This window comes from Chromobacterium sp. Rain0013, from assembly GCF_015291765.1.
Taxonomy (GTDB): domain Bacteria; phylum Pseudomonadota; class Gammaproteobacteria; order Burkholderiales; family Chromobacteriaceae; genus Chromobacterium; species Chromobacterium haemolyticum.
Window position 1 is genome coordinate 3948841 of the sequence record NZ_CP031514.1, and the last position, 18082, is coordinate 3966922.

Consider the following 18082-nt stretch of genomic DNA (forward strand, 5'->3'; position numbering starts at 1 on the left):
TTTTATTCGGAGACATCGATGAACAGCATCACCTTTGACGGCCGTCTGGCCGCCGACGCCGAACTGCGCTACACCCCCAGCGGTGAGCCGGTACTGTCGTTCCGCGTAGCCAGCGACATCGGCTTTGGCGAGCGCAAGAGCACCAACTGGTTCAGCTGCCAGGTATGGGGCAAGCGCGGTGAATCGCTGAAGAATTACCTGGCCAAAGGCCAGCAGGTAACCGTTTACGGCCAACTGACCCTGCGCGAATGGCAGGACAAGGAGGGCAACAAGCGCCTGTCCCCGGACGTGCGCGTCAACGAGCTGAGCCTGCAAGGCGGCCGCAATGAGATGGGCGGCTCCGGCGGCGGCATGAGCGGAGGCGGCATGGACGATGGCTACGGCTACAACGCCCCGGCCCCGCGCCAGGAGGCCCCGGCCGCGCCCCGTCGCCAAGAGCCGCGTCCGGCGCCCAAACAGCTTGATGATATGGACGACGACATTCCGTTCTGACCGGAACCATATATTAGAGTGTTAAGTTAGACCGAAAAAACTCAGTGTAATCAGTAGATTGTGCTTTGTTTTCTCGGTCTTTTTCTTTACTATCAAAATTTGCATCACCGGAACCATGGCACTGCCGTAAAGTCCTGTCATCTGATGAGTCAGGAGAAGTGCAGTGACCACGTTTTCCATTCGAGAAGTACGGATGCAGTCCGGTGAGCGCATTCCCCTGCTCGTGTCCGGAGGCCCTCTCGGACTACCGGTTCCCCTCGCAACCCGTTATGTCCTGACCAAGTTCCGGCCAAAGGGCCTGAAAGTCAGCAGCATCCGCCAACGGCTCTCCGCCTTAGCCCTTGCTTACACTTTCTTTGCTAAGCATGGTATCCAACTTGACGAACGGGCAGCCAAGCGTCAGTTCCTAAGCCAAGAGGAGTTGGTAGCCCTATCCGATTATTGTCGCCGGGCGCAGAAGAATGGGACACAACGCGTAGTCGGCCCTGGCTATGCAGCGCTACGGTTTCGGGTAGCTACCGATTACATTCGCTGGATATCCGAACCCATCATTTCGCGGATCGTTGACGACTCACGCCGAGATGCCGCATTGGGAGCCTTGCAGAGTTTTCTCCAGCGCGCACGCACCGTCGCACCGGCACCAGGACGGCGAGATGCTTCAGTCGCCCCCGGAGAGCGCCTAGGCTTCACCCCAGAGCAACGTGCATTGTTCTTACGGGTCATCGAGCCTGGATGTTGTGACAACCCATTCAGGCCACAGCTCCAATTTCGCAATTACGTCATGCTGCAACTCGAGTTTGAGCTTGGTCCACGTGGTGGTGAAGTACTCGGGCTCAAGACAAGGGATGTGGACTTCAGTGTCGAGCCAGCATCTCTCATCATTCATCGCCGTCACGATGATCCGGAAGAGCCCCGCACCCCCGCACCTGCAACCAAGACTTTCGGACGCCTGCTACTCCTTGATACCAAGCTGCGTGATTTGCTTGATGAATGGATCACGCGCCACCGGGCAAATCGGCAGCAGTTTCCTGCGGCAGCCAAGCATCCATACCTCTTTGTCAATAATCGTGGTGAGCCGCTAGGCAGCCGCGGTTTCCGTAAAGTCGTTGAGAAGCTACGTCGCCATTATCCGATCCTGGCCGGTCTGTGCCATCACCTTTTGCGTCACGACTGGAACGATCGCTGGGTCGAATTGAGTGAAGAAGAAGGCAGTGATCCGGAAATAAGTCTGCGCGATCAAAAATATGCGATGGGTTGGAGCCCCACTTCAACGATGCCATTCCGCTATGCTAGACGCGCCATCCAGAATGCCGCCAACAAGAAACTATTGCGAATGCAGCAGAAGGATTGGAAGAAATGAATCACCCCACGCAATCGATATTTAATTTCACCGATACCTCATGGGAGATAAATGACGAGACTATGATCATTTCCCTTGCAGGTGCAAACATTGACACCTCAGGCACCAAGTGGCGGCTGAGTTCATCAGAGGTATTGAACTGGGATTTAATGCCATTAAAGCAAGGCCCAATATTAATATCCACAGAGGCGTACTTCCGAAACTTCATTCGTCGAGGTAGCCCGCGCTATATTTTTGGACAATTCCACTTGTTAAAGGCATGCTTCATCGCCATAAATAATGCCATCACCAATATCAACGATATAAAAAAATATGATATAAAATTATTTAAAACCCTTCATATGCATCTGGGAGAAACCATTTCTGAAAGTATCATTCCTAGTTATCTAGACGCTTACCGGCGTTGGTATTTATGGTGCACTGATGCTCAATGCGAAGGATTTGATGAAGAAATTGCTGCAGAACTAGAAAGTTGCACTATCGGTGGCAATCTGAAAGGTGCGGCCGTATTACGCGACGATCCCAATGAGGGCCCCCTACGCCAAATTGAAATAGAAGCCCTGATAGCACAACTCCACCGTGCAGGTGAAACCACCACACTAGGTGTTGATTTGCTAGCAGCAGCATGGTTGTTTCTTGCCTTTGGTACAAACCCCAAAAATCTCAGCCTCCTGAATGAGGAGGACTTACTCAGAACAGAGCAGGCTGACGGTAGCTTCATTTATGAACTCCGTCTACCACGAATCAAAAAAGGCCACGTCAATGAGCGCAGTGGCTTCAAAACTCGCTCACTGCAGCCTGAAATTGGTCGGCTACTAGAGCAATTGATCGAGCAAAATACCCGCGCTAGACGACTGGCTATGCTAGAACACAATCCAACCCGCTTTGCTCGGCCGCTATTTAGACGGGAAGCCCCAAAAGCAGCTCTCCTTGGCACCGACTTCGAATCCGAAGCATATCGCAAAGGTACGCTGTGGTTCAATTACGCCCTTTACCATATCGTAACTACCCTAGAGCTTAAAGCGGAAGCTGGTGGACCACTCCACCTGATACCTCGCCGCTTACGCTATACCTTCGCAACTCGCCTGGTACAAGAAGGAGCCTCCCCCATAGAGCTGGCTGAGGCTCTGGATCATACGGACCTCCAGCACGTCATGGTGTATTTCAATACACGTTCGGATGTTGTCGTACGACTAGACAAGGCCTTGGCGCTACGGCTTGCACCTGTGGCACAGGCATTCATGGGCATGCTGATCCCCTCGGAAAGCGAAGCGACCCGCGGCAATGACCCAGCAAGTCGTATCAAATTCTTGGACCGCCATGGTCTTCAACTGAAAAACATCGGCAACTGCGGCAGTTTTGGTTTCTGTGGCTTATCGGCACCCATCGCTTGCTATACGTGTTTCAAATTTCAAGCCTGGCTCGATGCTCCGCACGAAGCAGTATTGGATTGGCTTATTGCTGATCGAGAAGTGCATCTTTCACGTGGAGCTGATCCAAAAATGACTCAAATGCATGACACCACCATTCGCGCTGTCGCTCAGGTAGTTCTGCAATGCCAAATGTCCCGCAACATGGAGGATGATCGATGAAATTTCAAACCGCGGCGTATAAGGCGGCCGAGCTCAACTTGGTAAAGTTTATCGACACTTCCCGCTCCAATATTCCTTTTGGCCCAATCCATTGGGATGCCATGTACTGGGAAGTGCCAAAAAAATCACGAGCCAGTAGTGGTCGCAAGATTGAACGAATTTGGTTCAATGCCAATTTCGCCACAAAAACTACAGCAAAAAACGTGGAACCATTTCCAGAGCCTTTTTCTTCATTCGTGAAATCTTTTATTTGCTACCGGGAGAGCCATGCGAAAAAAGGATTGGCGACATTGGATCATATGGTCGCAATACGTGCCCAGCGCTACCTGTTCGAGGCACTAAGGGATAGAGGAAATACACCGACGGCATTGGTTCCTGCGGACTTTGATAACGCCATCAACCGTTGCTTGCAGTCGGAGCAGCACTCCTCAGCTTATCGCATTGGCATCAAACTTTCGGAAATAGCCAAGCTACTAGACAAGCATCGCCTGGTCCCTATACGGATTGATTGGAAAAATCCGGTGCCACGCAATAGCGACGCTAGCGGCGCCATCGGGGCTCGAGTGGGCAAGGAATTTAACGAACACCGCAACCGCAAACTACCATCTGAAGAAGTAATGAATGCCCTGGCGGACATCTCCAATAGAAAGGATTTGGAAGATCGTGATCTGTTGCGTCAACGAGCAATCGATCTGCTTGTCTGTGGAGGATTTCGCATCAACGAATTGTTGACCATACCCCGTGAATGCTGGCGGGAAGAACAACTGAAGGATACGAATAACGTCCCGCTGCTTGACCAGAACGGAAAACCTGCAGTGCGTTGTGGGATACGCTACATCCCAGAAAAAGGGGGGCACACCGAGACGCAAACTAAATGGCTTCCAACCGTCATGGTGGATGTGGCCAAGCGGGCAATTAATGACATTCAACGCATTACCGAACCATTTTGGGCCATCGCTCAGTTTATCGCGAGAAATCCGAATAAAACTTTGCTACCTGAACCATGGCATTCTATGCCTCCAGACTCTCTGTTTAGTATGGAAGAAGTTGCACAAATCGTTGGCCTCGCGAACTACAGATCAGCCAAACAGTTTGTCAAAGCAGCCAATCTACCATTAGCTAAAAAGCATGGAAAAAAGCGTTCAACTCAAGCTATCGTTAAAAGCGACTTGGAATTTTATCTCGCCTTGCAGTCCGAGCAGCAAGACATTTTCCCGCAAGGACAAGGGCACTATGGTCTGTCTGAGTGTCTATTTGTGGTGGGCATTAATTTCCTGGGATCACAAAGAGGAACATTGAATGGTACGGCAACATTGCTGACTGATGGGCAGATAAGTGACTACATCGTGGGTCGCAGTATGGGTTTATCAATTTTTGACCGGCTAGGTTATTACGCAAAAAATGGCCAATCGCTCACAATCACCTCACACCAGTTCCGCCACTGGCTGAATACCTTGGCTAACGAGGGGGGGCTCTCTCAGCTAGAAATCGCACGCTGGATGGGCCGTAAGGATGTCAGGCAAAATACAGCCTACAACCACATGACCGGGGTACAACTCGCAGCCAGCATTCACAAAAAACTACAAAATATTGAAATAAAAGGATTAATGCAGGACACCACCATTCGCATTAAAGACCCGGTAAGACGTGAAGAATTTATCAGCTCATTGACAACTACAGCACACGTAACCGATCTAGGAATTTGCCTACACGATTGGTCAGCCCTCCCCTGCCCGAAGCATCGGTCTTGCATGACATGTGATGAACACTTAGTTGACAAAGGAAATGAAGATCAGAAGGCTCGCGCCCTTGTCCTGAAACAGGATACAGAAGTACTGCTAAATCTGGCAGAGTCTGCAGAGGAAGAACAGGCCTACGGAGTAAATAATTGGCTTGAGCATCAAAAAATTGCACTTAGCCGACTGGACACAATTATTACCTTGCACAACGATCAAAACATACCGGACGGTACGCTAATTCATTTAGGCGATTCAAAACCTTATATTTCAGCAGAAACGGAATAAAAATGCCGCCTCGCAAACCTAACCAGCGACGACACTTGACCGAACGACAAATTCTGCATATTGCAGCCCTGATTAAAGAGTGGGCAAATTCAGCGCCACCAACATGGGAAAGAATTGTCACCCTAGTCGCGCAGGAGTTACATCATCAATGGAGCCGGCAAACTCTTCAGTCACATCCACAGATTAAGCAGGCTTACGAAAATAAGATCGCGGCCTGTCGCTATCAACTCAAAACCGGGAAACAACCTCCACAGCGCCTACCAGAACACATTGTGCTTGAGCAGAAGCTGGAGCAATTGGAGAGTGGAAACGAGGAGCTAAAAGCCAGGTTACATGAATACGATGAGCTACTATTGCGTTATTTAGGCAACGCTATTCGTTATGGCGTTACTCAAGAGCAATTGGAACAGCCTCTCATTCCCCCATCTCGTCAACAGACGGACCCGCTTTTGAAGAACTATCCGCATAAGCATAAGAAAGATAAAAGCAACTGAGGCTGATTCCAATTTACACTGGCACTTCCTCAACAGTAGTGACGACAAGCAGCATTGCCCTACCCACTAAGCTTTGATGCCCAAGGCAAGCCCTCCTGATATGCGAGTTCCTTCAAGAGCAGAACAGTATCACGGTGGACACAGTGACCCGCGAGATCCTGCAGAATTGAGAGCCGGATGTTACGAAGAAGCACGAGTAAATTTCTGACGCCTTCATGTAGATCTGGCTTTTGACACGTGGATACCAGTTCGAAAACAGCTCTTTCAGTACTCGATACGAGAACCTCAGGGTGCCGACCAGGAGCACTACCAAGACAAGTTGAATACTCTAGCTGATCATCAAAAATAATTTCATTTCTGTAGGTGATTGGAAATAAACGCGTAGCCCAGCTTGGGATTTCCAGTGTCCCAATCCCCCACAGAAATATTGGTTCTCTGAAATAAACATTGTGCCGAACCCCTCGCCAATAAAGTGCCGTTCTCTCTGCAACGTGCAATCCATCGACAAGGGTCGCCAAATAGCAAATCGTTCCATCAAGTGACGGGCTATCGCCACGCATCAAATAGACCCGCGGCTGCAACTCAGTCAGCCACCCTTTATCCGCAAGGGATGAGGATATGTCGACATTAATGCCAAGGTCAGCGAGCAGAGCCGTATCCAAGGGGCGTCCTCGTGGAGCGGTTGACATAAGCTGCTGAACAATCGATCTCTCGTCATGCATGTTTTCTGAACAATCTACTTGGTATATACCACCAAAGCTGCTCCGTCTCGACAGCCGGGACCAGTCGCAAAACTCTAGTTATTGTGCTAGGGCCCACTGCCCATGCTCTTTCCAACGATAGGAGCATGTTATCTCTGCGACACCGTGAATCGACCGGGTACTCAATGTGCGGTGTTCGGTCGAATACTCCTGGAATACTCCGCGCTGATCAGTTTTCTCTACTATCGACATCAGCCGCTCACAGATCCACTGACCAGTACTAGACTCCTGTGGCGGGAGCATAACCATGACATCTTCGACCTCTACTTGAGCTGATGCCATCAGCTGCACTAGCACTTCTGGTCGTGCCACCAGCAACCAATTCGCATCAATGCCCCCAGCTGTGTCGTTTTGGCTCACTCTGACCACAAAAGTGGCTTGCACCAGTCCAAAAAAGACCGCATCCCATGCCGTATCGGGATGTGCTATGGCTTGCACTACAGGGTTGTTTGTACGCCAACCTTCCTTCGTCAGAAACATAAGTCACCAGCAAAAATGAACACTATAGATTGTAGCCCTATAGTGTTCATTATGGCGAGATGCTGGGTTTTGAACAGATCACAAAACCCATGTCTCTACGTGACGGATTGGCACACGCACTGCGCACTGCACGGCGCGCTAAGGGAGTTTCGCAGGAAGCCCTCGACACAGTCTCAAGCCGGACCTACGTCAGCGCGCTCGAGCGAGGTTTGAAAAACCCAACAATTGAGAAGTTAGACGAGATAGCCTCGGCGATCGATATGCACCCACTGGCAATACTCACCTTCGCGTATGTTCGGTCAGGTAAGCATGCAAGCGTATCTACTCTGCTGAAGGAAATTGAAGAGCAAGTACAACTGCTCATAGAAAATGAAGAATCATTATCATCCCACAAGGCCACCCCATCCCTGAAGAAGTGAGCCCCCCCCCTCTAGCCAGCATTCGATACCGCAAGCCAGCCCGCCCGGTGTGCATAAGCGTCGTACAAGGCGTGATGCCACGGCAGACCCGTCATTGTATGGTATGCAGCCGCGGCACGATCAAATGCGGGGTTGGCTTGGTATTCCCACAGATCAAGCCAGCCGGATACATTTGCTGGCCAAGTACCATCAAGCACATCAGCCAGCAGGTCCCGGTCATGCTGAGAGTCACAGGCCAACACCACGTCATGCGGCAGCGAATCGAACCATTGGCGCAACCTGCCGGCTAGAGCAGTCTTGCTTATGCTCGCACCATCTACCTTGCCAAGCTGAGACCACACAGCAGCTTGCACAAAGGCTTTGCACTTCAAGCGGTCAAAGTCCTGCACTTCTAGATAGAGCACATGCAGGCCATCCTCACTAACCATGCCAATACTGATCAATTCGCAGTCGATGAAGTCCGTGAACTCAGTATCCAAGAAGATCAACACACTCGCCCCTCAAAATCGGTTAGATCGCACACTAGACTAGTGGCATAAAAGATATGCAGCAATCAGCTACTGGCAGCCTGCATGTTAGTAGCCTGAGCCACGAGAGTTGTGGCCGCAAAGCACAGCCCGGGCAAACCATACAGATCCAGGATCAACAGCCAACGCTGAACTAATCTACGCACACTTGGCGATGTCCACCCTCTTCTCGGCAATTGGTATCTACGGCACCTCCGTTCAGGAGGCGATGAGCAATAATGTGCTGAACGATCCCCAACACCTTTCTCAGGCTGCAACCGCAAGCTTCGACGCCGAGCATCCGATATGCGATATGGCTTTCGCTCTCGACCTGGAACGGATAAGAAGATCCTATTCGCCCAGGCAATTCGGCATTACCCGTGTTATGTCTTAGAATAGCCAGTTGCCGAAAGAACCGTCATGGCGATAGCCATGAAGGGCTTTCATTCTTTACAGACAAGTGTGGTGAAGATGAACAAGCCTTTCATTTCGCTGTGCCCTGAAATTACTCGGGCACACGCGCTGAAGCTCATGGACTGGTTGGAGGACGAGTCCGTCACCTGCTACCTGAGCGACTCGCGTCATACCTCACGCTTCATCGGGCAAGCCATCGATCAGGCTCCATTACCGATCCTGACCCATCTATTCAACCGGGACGGCAGATTCTTCATGGCCAATGACCGGCATGACGCCCCAGTAGGCTTTGTCCGTCTCATCAAGAGCGGCGCAAATTGCGAAATGGTTCTGGTCATCGGGGACCGCAACAAATGGGGCCGCAACCTTGGCGCCAGCACAATCCGCGAAGGCATGAAGCTGGCCTTCCTCGACATGCGGGCCGAGAAGCTTATCGCCAAGATCCACCCGGACAACGCGCGCTCGCTGAGAGCCTTTCAGCGCAACGGCTTTCTGCTTGAGAGCGAAACGCCGGCATTGAAGTCATTTTCCATGACGGCAGGACGCTATCGCCAGCTCTTGCGCGAAGGCGCAGTTGACGACTCCACAGGGATCTACATCACTGAGATCGACAAGGCCAGGCTCGAGAGCCTGATCGTACTCGAACAAGGCCCGGTCATTGTTGAGCTCGAACATGAGCTTGAGCGAGCCATTGTCGTCAAGCCGCAGCAGGTGGCATGTAATGTCGTCACGATGAACTCTAGGGCCTTGCTGCTGCTAGACGACGAGGAGATCGAAGTTGCCTTGGCCTACCCTGAAGACGCTGACAGCAAGGCTGGAAAGCATTCCGTGTGTTCCGATATCGGCGCCGCCATCCTGGGCTATCAGGAGGGAGACACCATCGACTGGCGAGTGTCTGATCGGACTCGCCGGATCGAGATCAGAAAAGTGCTCTACCAGCCGGAGGCAGCGGGCGATTTCCATCTGTAATTGCGCCTTTGGCTCAGTATGCGTCCATCAGGCGTGAGGGTGCCCCCAAAAGAAGGGGCATCGTTTTCCAAGCTTGATGCGGACTGCCCGCAAAAGGCCACACCATTCACTACCTACGACCGGACTACTGCCAACGGCTAGCTGGACATTACATGCTCAGCAGCGCCAAGACTTTGCACAGGCCACAGCAGTGTCTAGTTCGGTGACCTCCTCCCGCAAAAACGTAGCGGCGAAAAGTAGAGATTTCTGGCAAATTTAAGCCCATCCGGGCAGGAGGTTTGTCATGAAAAAATCGAAGTTCACCGAAGAACAGATCGCCTTCGCATTGCGCCAGGCGGAATCCGGCACCACCGTCGCCGAGGTCTGCCGCAAGATGGGTGTCTCTGAAGCCACCTTCTACAACTGGAAGAAGAAATACGGCGGCCTGGGTGTCAGCGAGCTGCGCCGCCTGAAACAACTGGAAGAAGAGAACGCCCGCCTCAAGCGCATGGTCGCTGACCTGAGCCTGGACAAGCAGATGCTGCAGGAAGTCATCCAAAAAAAGCTGTGAGGCAGGCCCGCAAGCGCGAGTTGGCCAACTTCCTGATTGACGCGTACCGCGTCAGCATCCGTCGCGCCACCGCAGTCATTCAACTACGGCAAGCTAGCTATTTTTATCGCCCTCATCCTCGAGACGATCGCGCGGAGCGGCTGCGGATCCGCGAGATCGCCGCCACGCGTATTCGTTATGGCGCGCGCCGCATCCACGTCCTGCTACGACGTGAGAGCTGGCAGATCAATCACAAGAAGACCTACCGGATCTACTGCGAGGAAGGTCTGAACCTGCGGCGCAAACGGCCCAAGCGGCGAGTGGCGGCCGCGCACCGGCAAGCCCGGCCGGCGGTCTCCAGTTTGAATGCCTGCTGGAGCATGGATTTCGTCGCCGATCAGCTGTTCAACGGCCAGAAAATCTGGGCCTTAACTGTAGTGGATAATTTTAGCCGGGAGAGCCTGGCGATCACGGTGGATTTCGCGCTGAAAGCCGCGGACGTGGTGGCTACGATGCGGCATGTTCAAGTCTTGCGCGGGACACCCCAACGGATTCAGGTCGACAATGGCAGCGAGTTTATATCGATGGCGCTGGATCAATGGGCATACCAACAAGGTGTCACGCTGGACTTCTCGCGGCCAGGAAAACCGACGGATAATGCTTTTATCGAGTCGTTTAATGGCAGTCTGCGGGATGAGTGCCTGAATGTGCATTGGTTTCTGTCGCTGGATGACGCACGTGACAAAATCGAGCGTTGGCGACAGGATTACAACGAATTCAGGCCTCACAGTTCGCTGGGCGACCAGACCCCAAGCGAGTTCCGACTTACTCATCTTTAAGCCGGAAATCTCCAGCTTAGACCGCTCGGTTAGTCGGGAGGAGGTCAATGACATTGTTTGGGTTGGTCAATATCTGGCTGGCGCGAAAGACCTTGCTGGCTGGAGGCGTAAGGGGTGGATGACCGGAGAGACCGGTCATCCTGATGACGGGCAGCCTGAAATCGGCGGGCCTACTGCCGAAGCGCCTGCGAGAAATTGCATTTCTGCTTATGCAGTCGGTTGTTCAGACCCTCCTTTAGCTTAATTAACTAAATCATATTTCGGACTTGGGCCATATTGATTCGCTCCTGCTTCCGAATCAAAAAAAGCAAAAACAAGGGGGGCTATAGGCACCCACACCCACCAACCACTACGGCCTACATCGTGAAGTCTACGAATAAAAACACTGAATGCGGCAAAATTCAAAGGAAGGCAAATAAAAAGCGTAACAACCCCACCAATTTCCTGTGAACCTAGAACAGACAATGCAATCGCCTGTGAAACGAAAGAAATCAACATGGTTGCCACACCTGAAAACAACATATAATACCAAAACTCTTTCCGCCTGGCTCGCCCGTTAAAATTTGCAATATTTTTTAGTGCAAAAACAAACCAGCCGAATGAGCTCAAATCACGACCTTGGTTTTGACTTACAACAACTTTATTTGTCACGACACACTCCATCTATTACGCAAACAATACACTCCTGATCGGCAAAAACAATCTAAAATACGCCTTCCAGTATGATGCATATCAAAAAGTCTTCACCACATCAAGAAACTAAGGGCACAATATAATCAGTTGTGAAAAACATTTCCATAAATTATTTTCGAAAAAGTACAGACTATGTTTCACATATCATTCCGTTACGCCAAGCTGAAGGCGGCTCGCTTACAGATAATCCATGCTAGCAATAAAAAATCTAAAGGCCAACACATAAATAACAATTGTATAGGCAGAGGATGCATAGACCACCCCTATTTTAGCCAGCCAACCCAATGGTTTATTTTTTGCTATTGAAATGGCTGCCAAGATTAAGCCAACTATGGAAAAAAGCAACGACACTCCAAAATGAGAACTTTCAAAGCTAGCATAAAAACCAAGAGTGGTTACAGGATAAACAACAGAAAAAAAACATATTAAAAATGAAACAATTGCATACCACATATCAAAAAATCCTTTTCATCTATTTTCAAACATCGCTAAAAAAAAGCGCGCATATAAATATGCGCGCAAAGCCGTGGAGGAGAAACAAAGATCACGCACTACTTTTCACTACAATAACTTATTACTGCACGAACCTCCTTGAAGTAAATATTACAAAAACCCCATGATTTAATATGCCAAAGTTGAAAGAACTTGCTTGCCCATCTCGGCATATTTTTTCTTCATATCTTCGGTCACATTAAACGTTGATATTAATAGCTTTCCATCGAGACTAGATATCTGCATGACATTAAAAATATTAATATCATCGCCCGCAGGTGTAGTCATTTCAAGGCGCATCATTTTCTTGCCATTCACTTCTACATCTTTTACAACTGGAGAATATGCGCTCATTTGATTTTGCAATGCTTCTGCCAGCATGGGCAACTGCTCCTCTTTGGCCGATGTATTGGTCAAATTAAAAGCAAACGAGACTTTACCGTCTACCTCAGCATCAAACCACGCTTCTTGAGGTCTATTACTCGTTGCTGGGTATTTAACGTCTAAAATGGACTGGGGCATCTTTGTAAATTCTTTAGGCATGGCTACTTCTGCCTTGCCGTTTAAAATAGCAACCCCCTTTTGGTTGTTTTCAGCACCAGCATTGCTAGCATTTATTTTTTTGGTATCGTTTTTACTTACATCACCACTACAAGCAGCAAGCGTAAAAGCAGATACCATACCCACTAAAGCCAAGACAAAGCGCAAACTCATTTATTGACCCTATTCACAGTTATATTTAAAAAGGCATGACCTCAAAAAAGAACCGCTGACGATAATAAATAATCACACTGTCTGGCTCAATAGAAAATTTTAGAAAGTGCTATAAAAAATTCCTCCCAAGCACACACACCCATCAAGCTTCTATCGGACTATCTCTACGACTCTGACAACCCATTTCTGTATCGACACTTTGGCAGCCCATTAATCGCCAACCCTATTGCCACACATAAAACCACTGTTGAATTAATACAAAAAAGCCCACTTATTAGGTGGGCAAAGATGCTACGGGCGTGCACTATCAACCGACGTGCATAATAAAACAACATTCAAAAAAACTGATATTCAAGAGAGTTAGCGGCCCCATCATGTCGATATCTGAGTTGCGTTATATCTGCCGCCTAATGCACACCACAATAAAAATTATTAGATAGTTCCGGTTAATTAAATATGTAGAACTATACCCTGCGCTTCTTGGGTGGCACTGTTGTGCAGATTCTGAGAAGGCTTTCTTCCCTCTCTCCAAACAGAGCGGCATTAAGTCCTCTTTCAATCCCTAGCTCTCCTGCACAAAGAGATTTTCATCAAAAAACTATTTCATATATTTGTCAACATCTACTCCATTCATATGCATGACGGTGACAAACGCCGAAGCAAGCAATATATACAGAACCCCCGTCATAAAACACCCTCCTAGCGCAGCGATATACTTGCCCACTCCTTTCATACCACTTCGCATAATCCACCTATTAACGTAAAACCCCCCTCCCCCAGCAAGGCCACCCAAAGCCCCCCCTGCTACAATAAAAACAAATGGAATCATTATAAAAAACACCTGATACCACTTCAACTTTGGCACTACAGTTATACTCTCTCCATCTACTCTTACGCTGGGAATAAGGTCATAGAAAGAAGAGGTTACAAGTTCAATAACAACTATTTCTCCGTCGCCTCCTACTACGTGGTATTTATATTTATGTTTTGCAAAAAATTTCTTGCCTGACGTTTCTTTTCCTACAAAATTCCCATCTTGAAAAACCTGAACCTGAGCAAACATATTTTTAAAACACAATGACACATTAGTGCCATTCAGCTTGCCGTGTTTTAAATCGACTTGTATCGACATTGCAAAACCTTCAACATACGAGTGAGATTTATTTCGGCCACCAATTCTAGCCGCCTGAATATTTTAAGGAACTTCACATCGCACAAGCGCGACGCTTTGTGAGCATAACTTAAACGAGATATTTAAATAAAACCATAGTCTTTTTTAGATATTTCTAACATAAACGACTACCCAATAAAAAACCCGGGGCGAACCCCGGGTTGATTTGGCAAACTACCTTACCAGTTGTATTTCACACCGCCCTGCAGGCTGCCCTTCGTGAACGAAGACATGTCCGTCTTCACCCCCGCGCTGCCCCAGACTTCCAGCCGCTTCGACAGGTTGCCCTGCAAGCCCACCTTGAATTCGCCGTATTGCGATGGCAGATCCAGGCTCACCTGCTGAGCATCGAAATTCATCCCTTGCGAGCCACGGTTGTTGTACCACCAGTTCAGCTCCGCAAACGGACGCATCCGCGTTTGCTTCGCCTCATTCTGGAAGTCTCCTTGCAACCTCACACCCAGCCGCGCCAGAACCGTGCCCATCGATTGGCCAGAAATCATCGTGCCGGTCGATTCTTTATGATCATCCGCCCGGTAATCCGAGTAGATCAGTTGTACCTGCGGCTGCAGATAAACCTGCGCCCCCGGGCGCTCGTCGATCTTGAAGGAGTAACCCCCTTCCACCGAACCGGTGAACACCTGCGAGTGGTAGCTTTCCCCGCTCAGACCCTGGCCCTGAACCTGGTTATTGAACCGGCCATACATCAGCCAGGTGTCAATGTACGGACCCGAGAGCTCGTCTTGATGACCATACCACGTGCCATAGACGCCGCCGCTGACGCCATCCGCCTTGTGGCTGGCGCTCAACCAGCCATTGTCCACCGAGCCGGTATGACGCGAGTACTGACCCATCACACCCAGGTGGACTTTGCCATTCGCGCCAGCGCTGAAACGGGCAACATCGCTGCCAAAGTGCACCACTTGCTCCGTGCCATTGCCCGTCAGACCATTGGCATCCCAATCGGTTTGCGAGCCCGCTATGCGGAACCAGCTGTTATTGCTCGGCTCGCCACCGTTACCGCCCACACCCGGCGCTTGCGCCTGGCGTTCGCGCAGCGTATGCACTTGCATGTTCAGTGCAGCCTGGCGGTTGGCCAGATAGCCGCCCACTTCTGGACGATAGACCGGTTCGCTCACGCTAGGCGGCTGCCGCGGCGCAGGCGGAGCGATCTCCTCTTCCGGCGGCCCAGGCTGCTCTTCCGGCGGATTAGCCGGTGCTATGGCCGACACCAGATACCAATCCTCGGTCTCTCCACCATTGCCGCCACGCGCCAGCGTGTAGTCATACGCGCCGTGCGCCAGCGTGCCCACGCCTTGGCGGTAACCATCCGAACGCGCGTCCAGCACAAAAGCCTCCGCGGTCGTCGTCGCGCCGTTTTGCGTTTCCACCACGCGGATGCCTTGTTGCGTTTGTGCGCCATCGCCGCCCGCATGCTTGAACACCAAGTTGGTGTTACCCGTAACCGCGCCACCATCAAAGATCAGTTTGTCTGTTGCCGAGCTGTCGTCGCCCATATAGGTGTTCAGCACCACCGTGCCGTTCTGGCCCACGTAGTCGCTCTTTACCGTCAGCGTTTTGAAATCACCGCTAGTCGGCGCTGCAAACACCGCGGTGCCTTGCAGGTTCAACGCCGCCACATCGGACGAGCCGGTGATGTTCCAAACACTATCCTCCGACACGCTAAGCGCACCCAGGCCGCTTGCTTTGCCCTGCCAGTTCGATTGCTTGGCGAGGTTGATTTCCGCTTGGGAAGCCGCATCGACCCATGCGTCGCCACTCAACTGACTATTCGAGGCATCCAGGACAAAGCGCTGATCAACACCACTTTCGTTTACCAACAGCAGCGAACCGGACGCGCTGGCCAGCGTGCTGTTGGCCAGCTCCAGACGCGACACGCCATCACCATGTGCAGAGATGGCAGTGCCTACGGCGGCCACCTGAGTACCGTCCAGGCGAATCACATCTTCCAGCCCTTGCTGCGACGAGAACTCAATGGCGCGGCCCATGGCATGGTTAGCAACAATCGAGCCGCCCTCCATATCAATGCGGCTGCCCTGCTTTGCATACAAGCTGGCGCTAGCGCCATTCGTCCGCACCGTGCTGTCATTCAACTGGACGGCAGAGTTCTCAATAGCTGCAACGCCATACGCCTGATCGCCGGCCGTTTGCAGCTGGCTGCCATTAACCGATGCCTTGCCGCCTTCGGTGGCATGAATGCCATACGAACCTTGTCCCTCTGTGTTGAGGGTAGATCCAGCAACTAGCACAGAAGCCGTATCGCCCCTGGACACCACGCCGCGTGCGTTTTGGCCGCTCGTGTTGATGACAACCTGATCCAGATTAGCGCTGGCGTTCCATACCGCCACGCCCGTGCTCAAATCGCCATGGGTGGTTATGCTGGAATTAATCAGAGTGGCATTTGAACCAGACAAAACATCCACTCCCATTCCCTTATCTTTCAGTGTTTCGATGCTGCTATTACTAAGCAACAAGCTTGCGCCATTAAATAGCGATGCCCCCGTGGAAGCCGTGCTTTTACCCGGCTCACCATAGGTCTTGATCGTGACATCATCGGCATTGATTTGAGCATTATCTACCCAAAGACCGGATGCAGCCTGGCCGGTAGTTACTATTTCAACGCTGTTAAGATCAATTTTCGAGCCAGTTGTTGCCGCAGCCCCCGCAGAAGAGACACCGCTGGTAGTAATGGTCGCTTGCGCCACATTAATATAAGCACCACTACTTGCGTACAGGCCATTGCTATTTTCACCTGTGGTTGTGATGCTACTTTTTTTAACCTCTTCCGAACCGTCCTCTTTTACGACAGTAAGACCTATCACTTCAACCATCGCATCGCTGTTCAGAGCGCGCACAGCATGAGCTCCCACCCCTGTCGTGACAACCTCTGCTTGTGCCGCACTAATAACAGCAGCATCTCCTTTTTTATTCCCCAGTGCATACAAGCCATACGCATTATCGCCCGTAGTTTTTATAGAGTCGCCATTTAGTTTAATTCGACTACTCAGCGCATAAGCACCGTGAGAGCCAACGCCTGAAGTTAAAATTTCAGTTTTCTTTTCGCTCGACAAATCGATGAAGCTATTATCTGGATTGTTAGCATACAAACCATAGGCATAGTTACCATTGGTTTCAAAAGAGCCACCATTGATAGTAATCGTCGAGCCGCTATTTGCCAGGGCACCCACCCCCTGGCTGACAACCGTTACATCGTTCAATGTTAGCTGGGCCCCAGACTGGGCATATGCTCCATATCCTCCAGAATCAATACTGCCACCATTCATGACAAGCTCGCCGGATTTTGAAGTGGATCTTACACCAGGGCCCAGAGCTGTTTTAATTTTAGTGTCTGTTAACTCAACACTTCCTCCTTCTGTGCTTGCCCCAGCCCCGTTCTGACCATAAGTATTGATTTCGGCATTTTTGATGACTACCTTGCCATCTGAGCCCGCAACAACAGCGTGAGAATCTCGCAGACGATTGCTTTCTCCTGTTACCAACTTACCGCCATTAATTTCTACTCTGCCGCCATTCAGGGCGTACACGGCACTCACCGCCTGCCCATCGGCAGTGATGGTCGTATCATTGGTAATAATGATCGCATCCACACCTCTCGCCTGTACCGTAGAATCTGCACGAATGCTCCCCCCCTCAGAAGATACAACTGTCTCTCCCAGTTCAACTGCTTCTCCAGGTTTGGCTATTACCACTGGCATCGCATTAGAGGTAAAAGAGGCGCCGATACCCAGGGTCAGCGCAACAACTGAAGCACACACTGCCGAGCGACTCTTGCCACGCGCGGGAGCGAGTTCCGAAACAGTCACCCACTGCTGGGTGACTGCACTCCAAATAACACGGTAAATCTTGTTCATCTGATTGTCCAAAATGAATATTGGTGACTAAAAACCGTGCGATAGCTGCTTGGCCACTACGTCAGAAATATCCCGCCAACCCAGACACACTGGACTTCTACAACGGAACCACTGCTCATGCTCAGCCTGTAAGAATGAGAGCAACACCGAGCCCTACCACTTAAACGGCAACCAGGATTTTCTTTAAAATTCAAAAGATTAGAAATAGAAAGAATTCGATTTTAAACATGCCGAACTGAA

Annotated in this window: 15 protein-coding genes; 8 read left to right on the forward strand and 7 right to left on the reverse strand. The window is 50.5% G+C overall.

Annotated elements, in window-relative coordinates:
• The first annotated feature begins 18 nt into the window (after nucleotides 1-18).
• The 5 genes from DXT74_RS18070 (at nucleotide 19) to DXT74_RS18090 (ending at nucleotide 5962) form a co-directional block, all read left to right on the forward strand.
• Nucleotides 19-492 carry a single-stranded DNA-binding protein gene (locus tag DXT74_RS18070; protein WP_019102147.1) on the forward strand — a complete coding sequence of 158 codons (474 nt, stop codon included), beginning with the start codon at nucleotides 19-21 and terminating at the stop codon, nucleotides 490-492.
• 163 nt (nucleotides 493-655) lie between these two features.
• Nucleotides 656-1852, forward strand: coding sequence for a site-specific integrase (locus DXT74_RS18075; protein WP_194426672.1), 1197 nt, complete (start codon nucleotides 656-658; stop codon nucleotides 1850-1852).
• Nucleotides 1849-3444, forward strand: a complete 1596-nt coding sequence (locus tag DXT74_RS18080) for a tyrosine-type recombinase/integrase (RefSeq protein ID WP_194426673.1) — start codon at nucleotides 1849-1851, stop codon at nucleotides 3442-3444. The genes DXT74_RS18075 and DXT74_RS18080 overlap by 4 nt, the downstream gene beginning before the upstream one ends.
• The gene (locus DXT74_RS18085) at nucleotides 3441-5468 is read left to right on the forward strand and encodes a hypothetical protein (protein ID WP_194426674.1); all 2028 of its coding nucleotides are present in this window, start codon (nucleotides 3441-3443) and stop codon (nucleotides 5466-5468) included. Before DXT74_RS18080 ends, DXT74_RS18085 begins: the two co-directional genes overlap by 4 nt.
• Before the next feature lie 35 nt (nucleotides 5469-5503).
• Nucleotides 5504-5962 (forward strand): hypothetical protein, encoded by a 459-nt coding sequence (locus DXT74_RS18090; protein ID WP_194426675.1) that lies wholly within the window; start codon nucleotides 5504-5506, stop codon nucleotides 5960-5962.
• 59 nt (nucleotides 5963-6021) lie between these two features.
• Here the strand turns inward: DXT74_RS18090 and DXT74_RS23235 are convergent, their stop codons facing one another.
• Nucleotides 6022-6684 (reverse strand): AbiEi antitoxin N-terminal domain-containing protein, encoded by a 663-nt coding sequence (locus DXT74_RS23235; protein WP_161523470.1) that lies wholly within the window; start codon nucleotides 6682-6684, stop codon nucleotides 6022-6024.
• A gap of 578 nt (nucleotides 6685-7262) precedes the next feature.
• Between DXT74_RS23235 and DXT74_RS18100 the strand changes: the two genes are divergently transcribed.
• On the forward strand, nucleotides 7263-7622 hold the full coding sequence (locus DXT74_RS18100; RefSeq protein WP_194426676.1) for a helix-turn-helix domain-containing protein: 360 nt from the start codon (nucleotides 7263-7265) through the stop codon (nucleotides 7620-7622).
• 11 nt (nucleotides 7623-7633) lie between these two features.
• Here the strand turns inward: DXT74_RS18100 and DXT74_RS18105 are convergent, their stop codons facing one another.
• A complete protein-coding gene (locus tag DXT74_RS18105) occupies nucleotides 7634-8113 on the reverse strand; it encodes a 3'-5' exoribonuclease (protein ID WP_194426677.1) in 480 nt (159 codons plus the stop codon).
• A 435-nt stretch (nucleotides 8114-8548) separates the two neighbouring features.
• On the opposite strand from DXT74_RS18105, the gene DXT74_RS18110 reads away from it, so the two are divergent.
• Both DXT74_RS18110 and DXT74_RS18115 read left to right on the forward strand, forming a co-directional pair.
• Nucleotides 8549-9511 (forward strand): bifunctional GNAT family N-acetyltransferase/nucleoside diphosphate kinase regulator, encoded by a 963-nt coding sequence (locus DXT74_RS18110; protein ID WP_161523466.1) that lies wholly within the window; start codon nucleotides 8549-8551, stop codon nucleotides 9509-9511.
• Nucleotides 9512-9794: 283 nt separating this feature from the next.
• Nucleotides 9795-10879 (forward strand): IS3 family transposase gene (locus DXT74_RS18115; protein WP_370551730.1). Its coding sequence is split into 2 segments (ribosomal slippage): nucleotides 9795-10050 and nucleotides 10050-10879, totalling 1086 coding nucleotides; the frame shifts between segments, so codons are not numbered across the junction.
• 240 nt (nucleotides 10880-11119) lie between these two features.
• Here DXT74_RS18115 and DXT74_RS18120 read toward each other — a convergent pair.
• The 5 genes from DXT74_RS18120 to DXT74_RS18140 all read right to left on the reverse strand — a co-directional run bounded on the left by DXT74_RS18120 (nucleotide 11120) and on the right by DXT74_RS18140 (nucleotide 17842).
• Nucleotides 11120-11530: a DUF805 domain-containing protein gene (locus tag DXT74_RS18120; protein WP_196783787.1), complete on the reverse strand. Its 411-nt coding sequence runs from the start codon at nucleotides 11528-11530 to the stop codon at nucleotides 11120-11122.
• Between the two features lie 219 nt (nucleotides 11531-11749).
• Nucleotides 11750-12025, reverse strand: coding sequence for a hypothetical protein (locus tag DXT74_RS18125; protein ID WP_194426678.1), 276 nt, complete (start codon nucleotides 12023-12025; stop codon nucleotides 11750-11752).
• A gap of 168 nt (nucleotides 12026-12193) precedes the next feature.
• Complete coding sequence (locus DXT74_RS18130) at nucleotides 12194-12778, reverse strand: hypothetical protein (protein WP_161523462.1); 585 nt, start codon at nucleotides 12776-12778, stop codon at nucleotides 12194-12196.
• A gap of 598 nt (nucleotides 12779-13376) precedes the next feature.
• Nucleotides 13377-13910, reverse strand: coding sequence for a hypothetical protein (locus DXT74_RS18135; protein WP_194426679.1), 534 nt, complete (start codon nucleotides 13908-13910; stop codon nucleotides 13377-13379).
• A gap of 218 nt (nucleotides 13911-14128) precedes the next feature.
• Entirely contained in the window at nucleotides 14129-17842 is a 3714-nt protein-coding gene (locus DXT74_RS18140; RefSeq protein WP_194428128.1) for an autotransporter outer membrane beta-barrel domain-containing protein, read from the reverse strand.
• Between the last annotated feature and the right edge of the window lie 240 nt (nucleotides 17843-18082).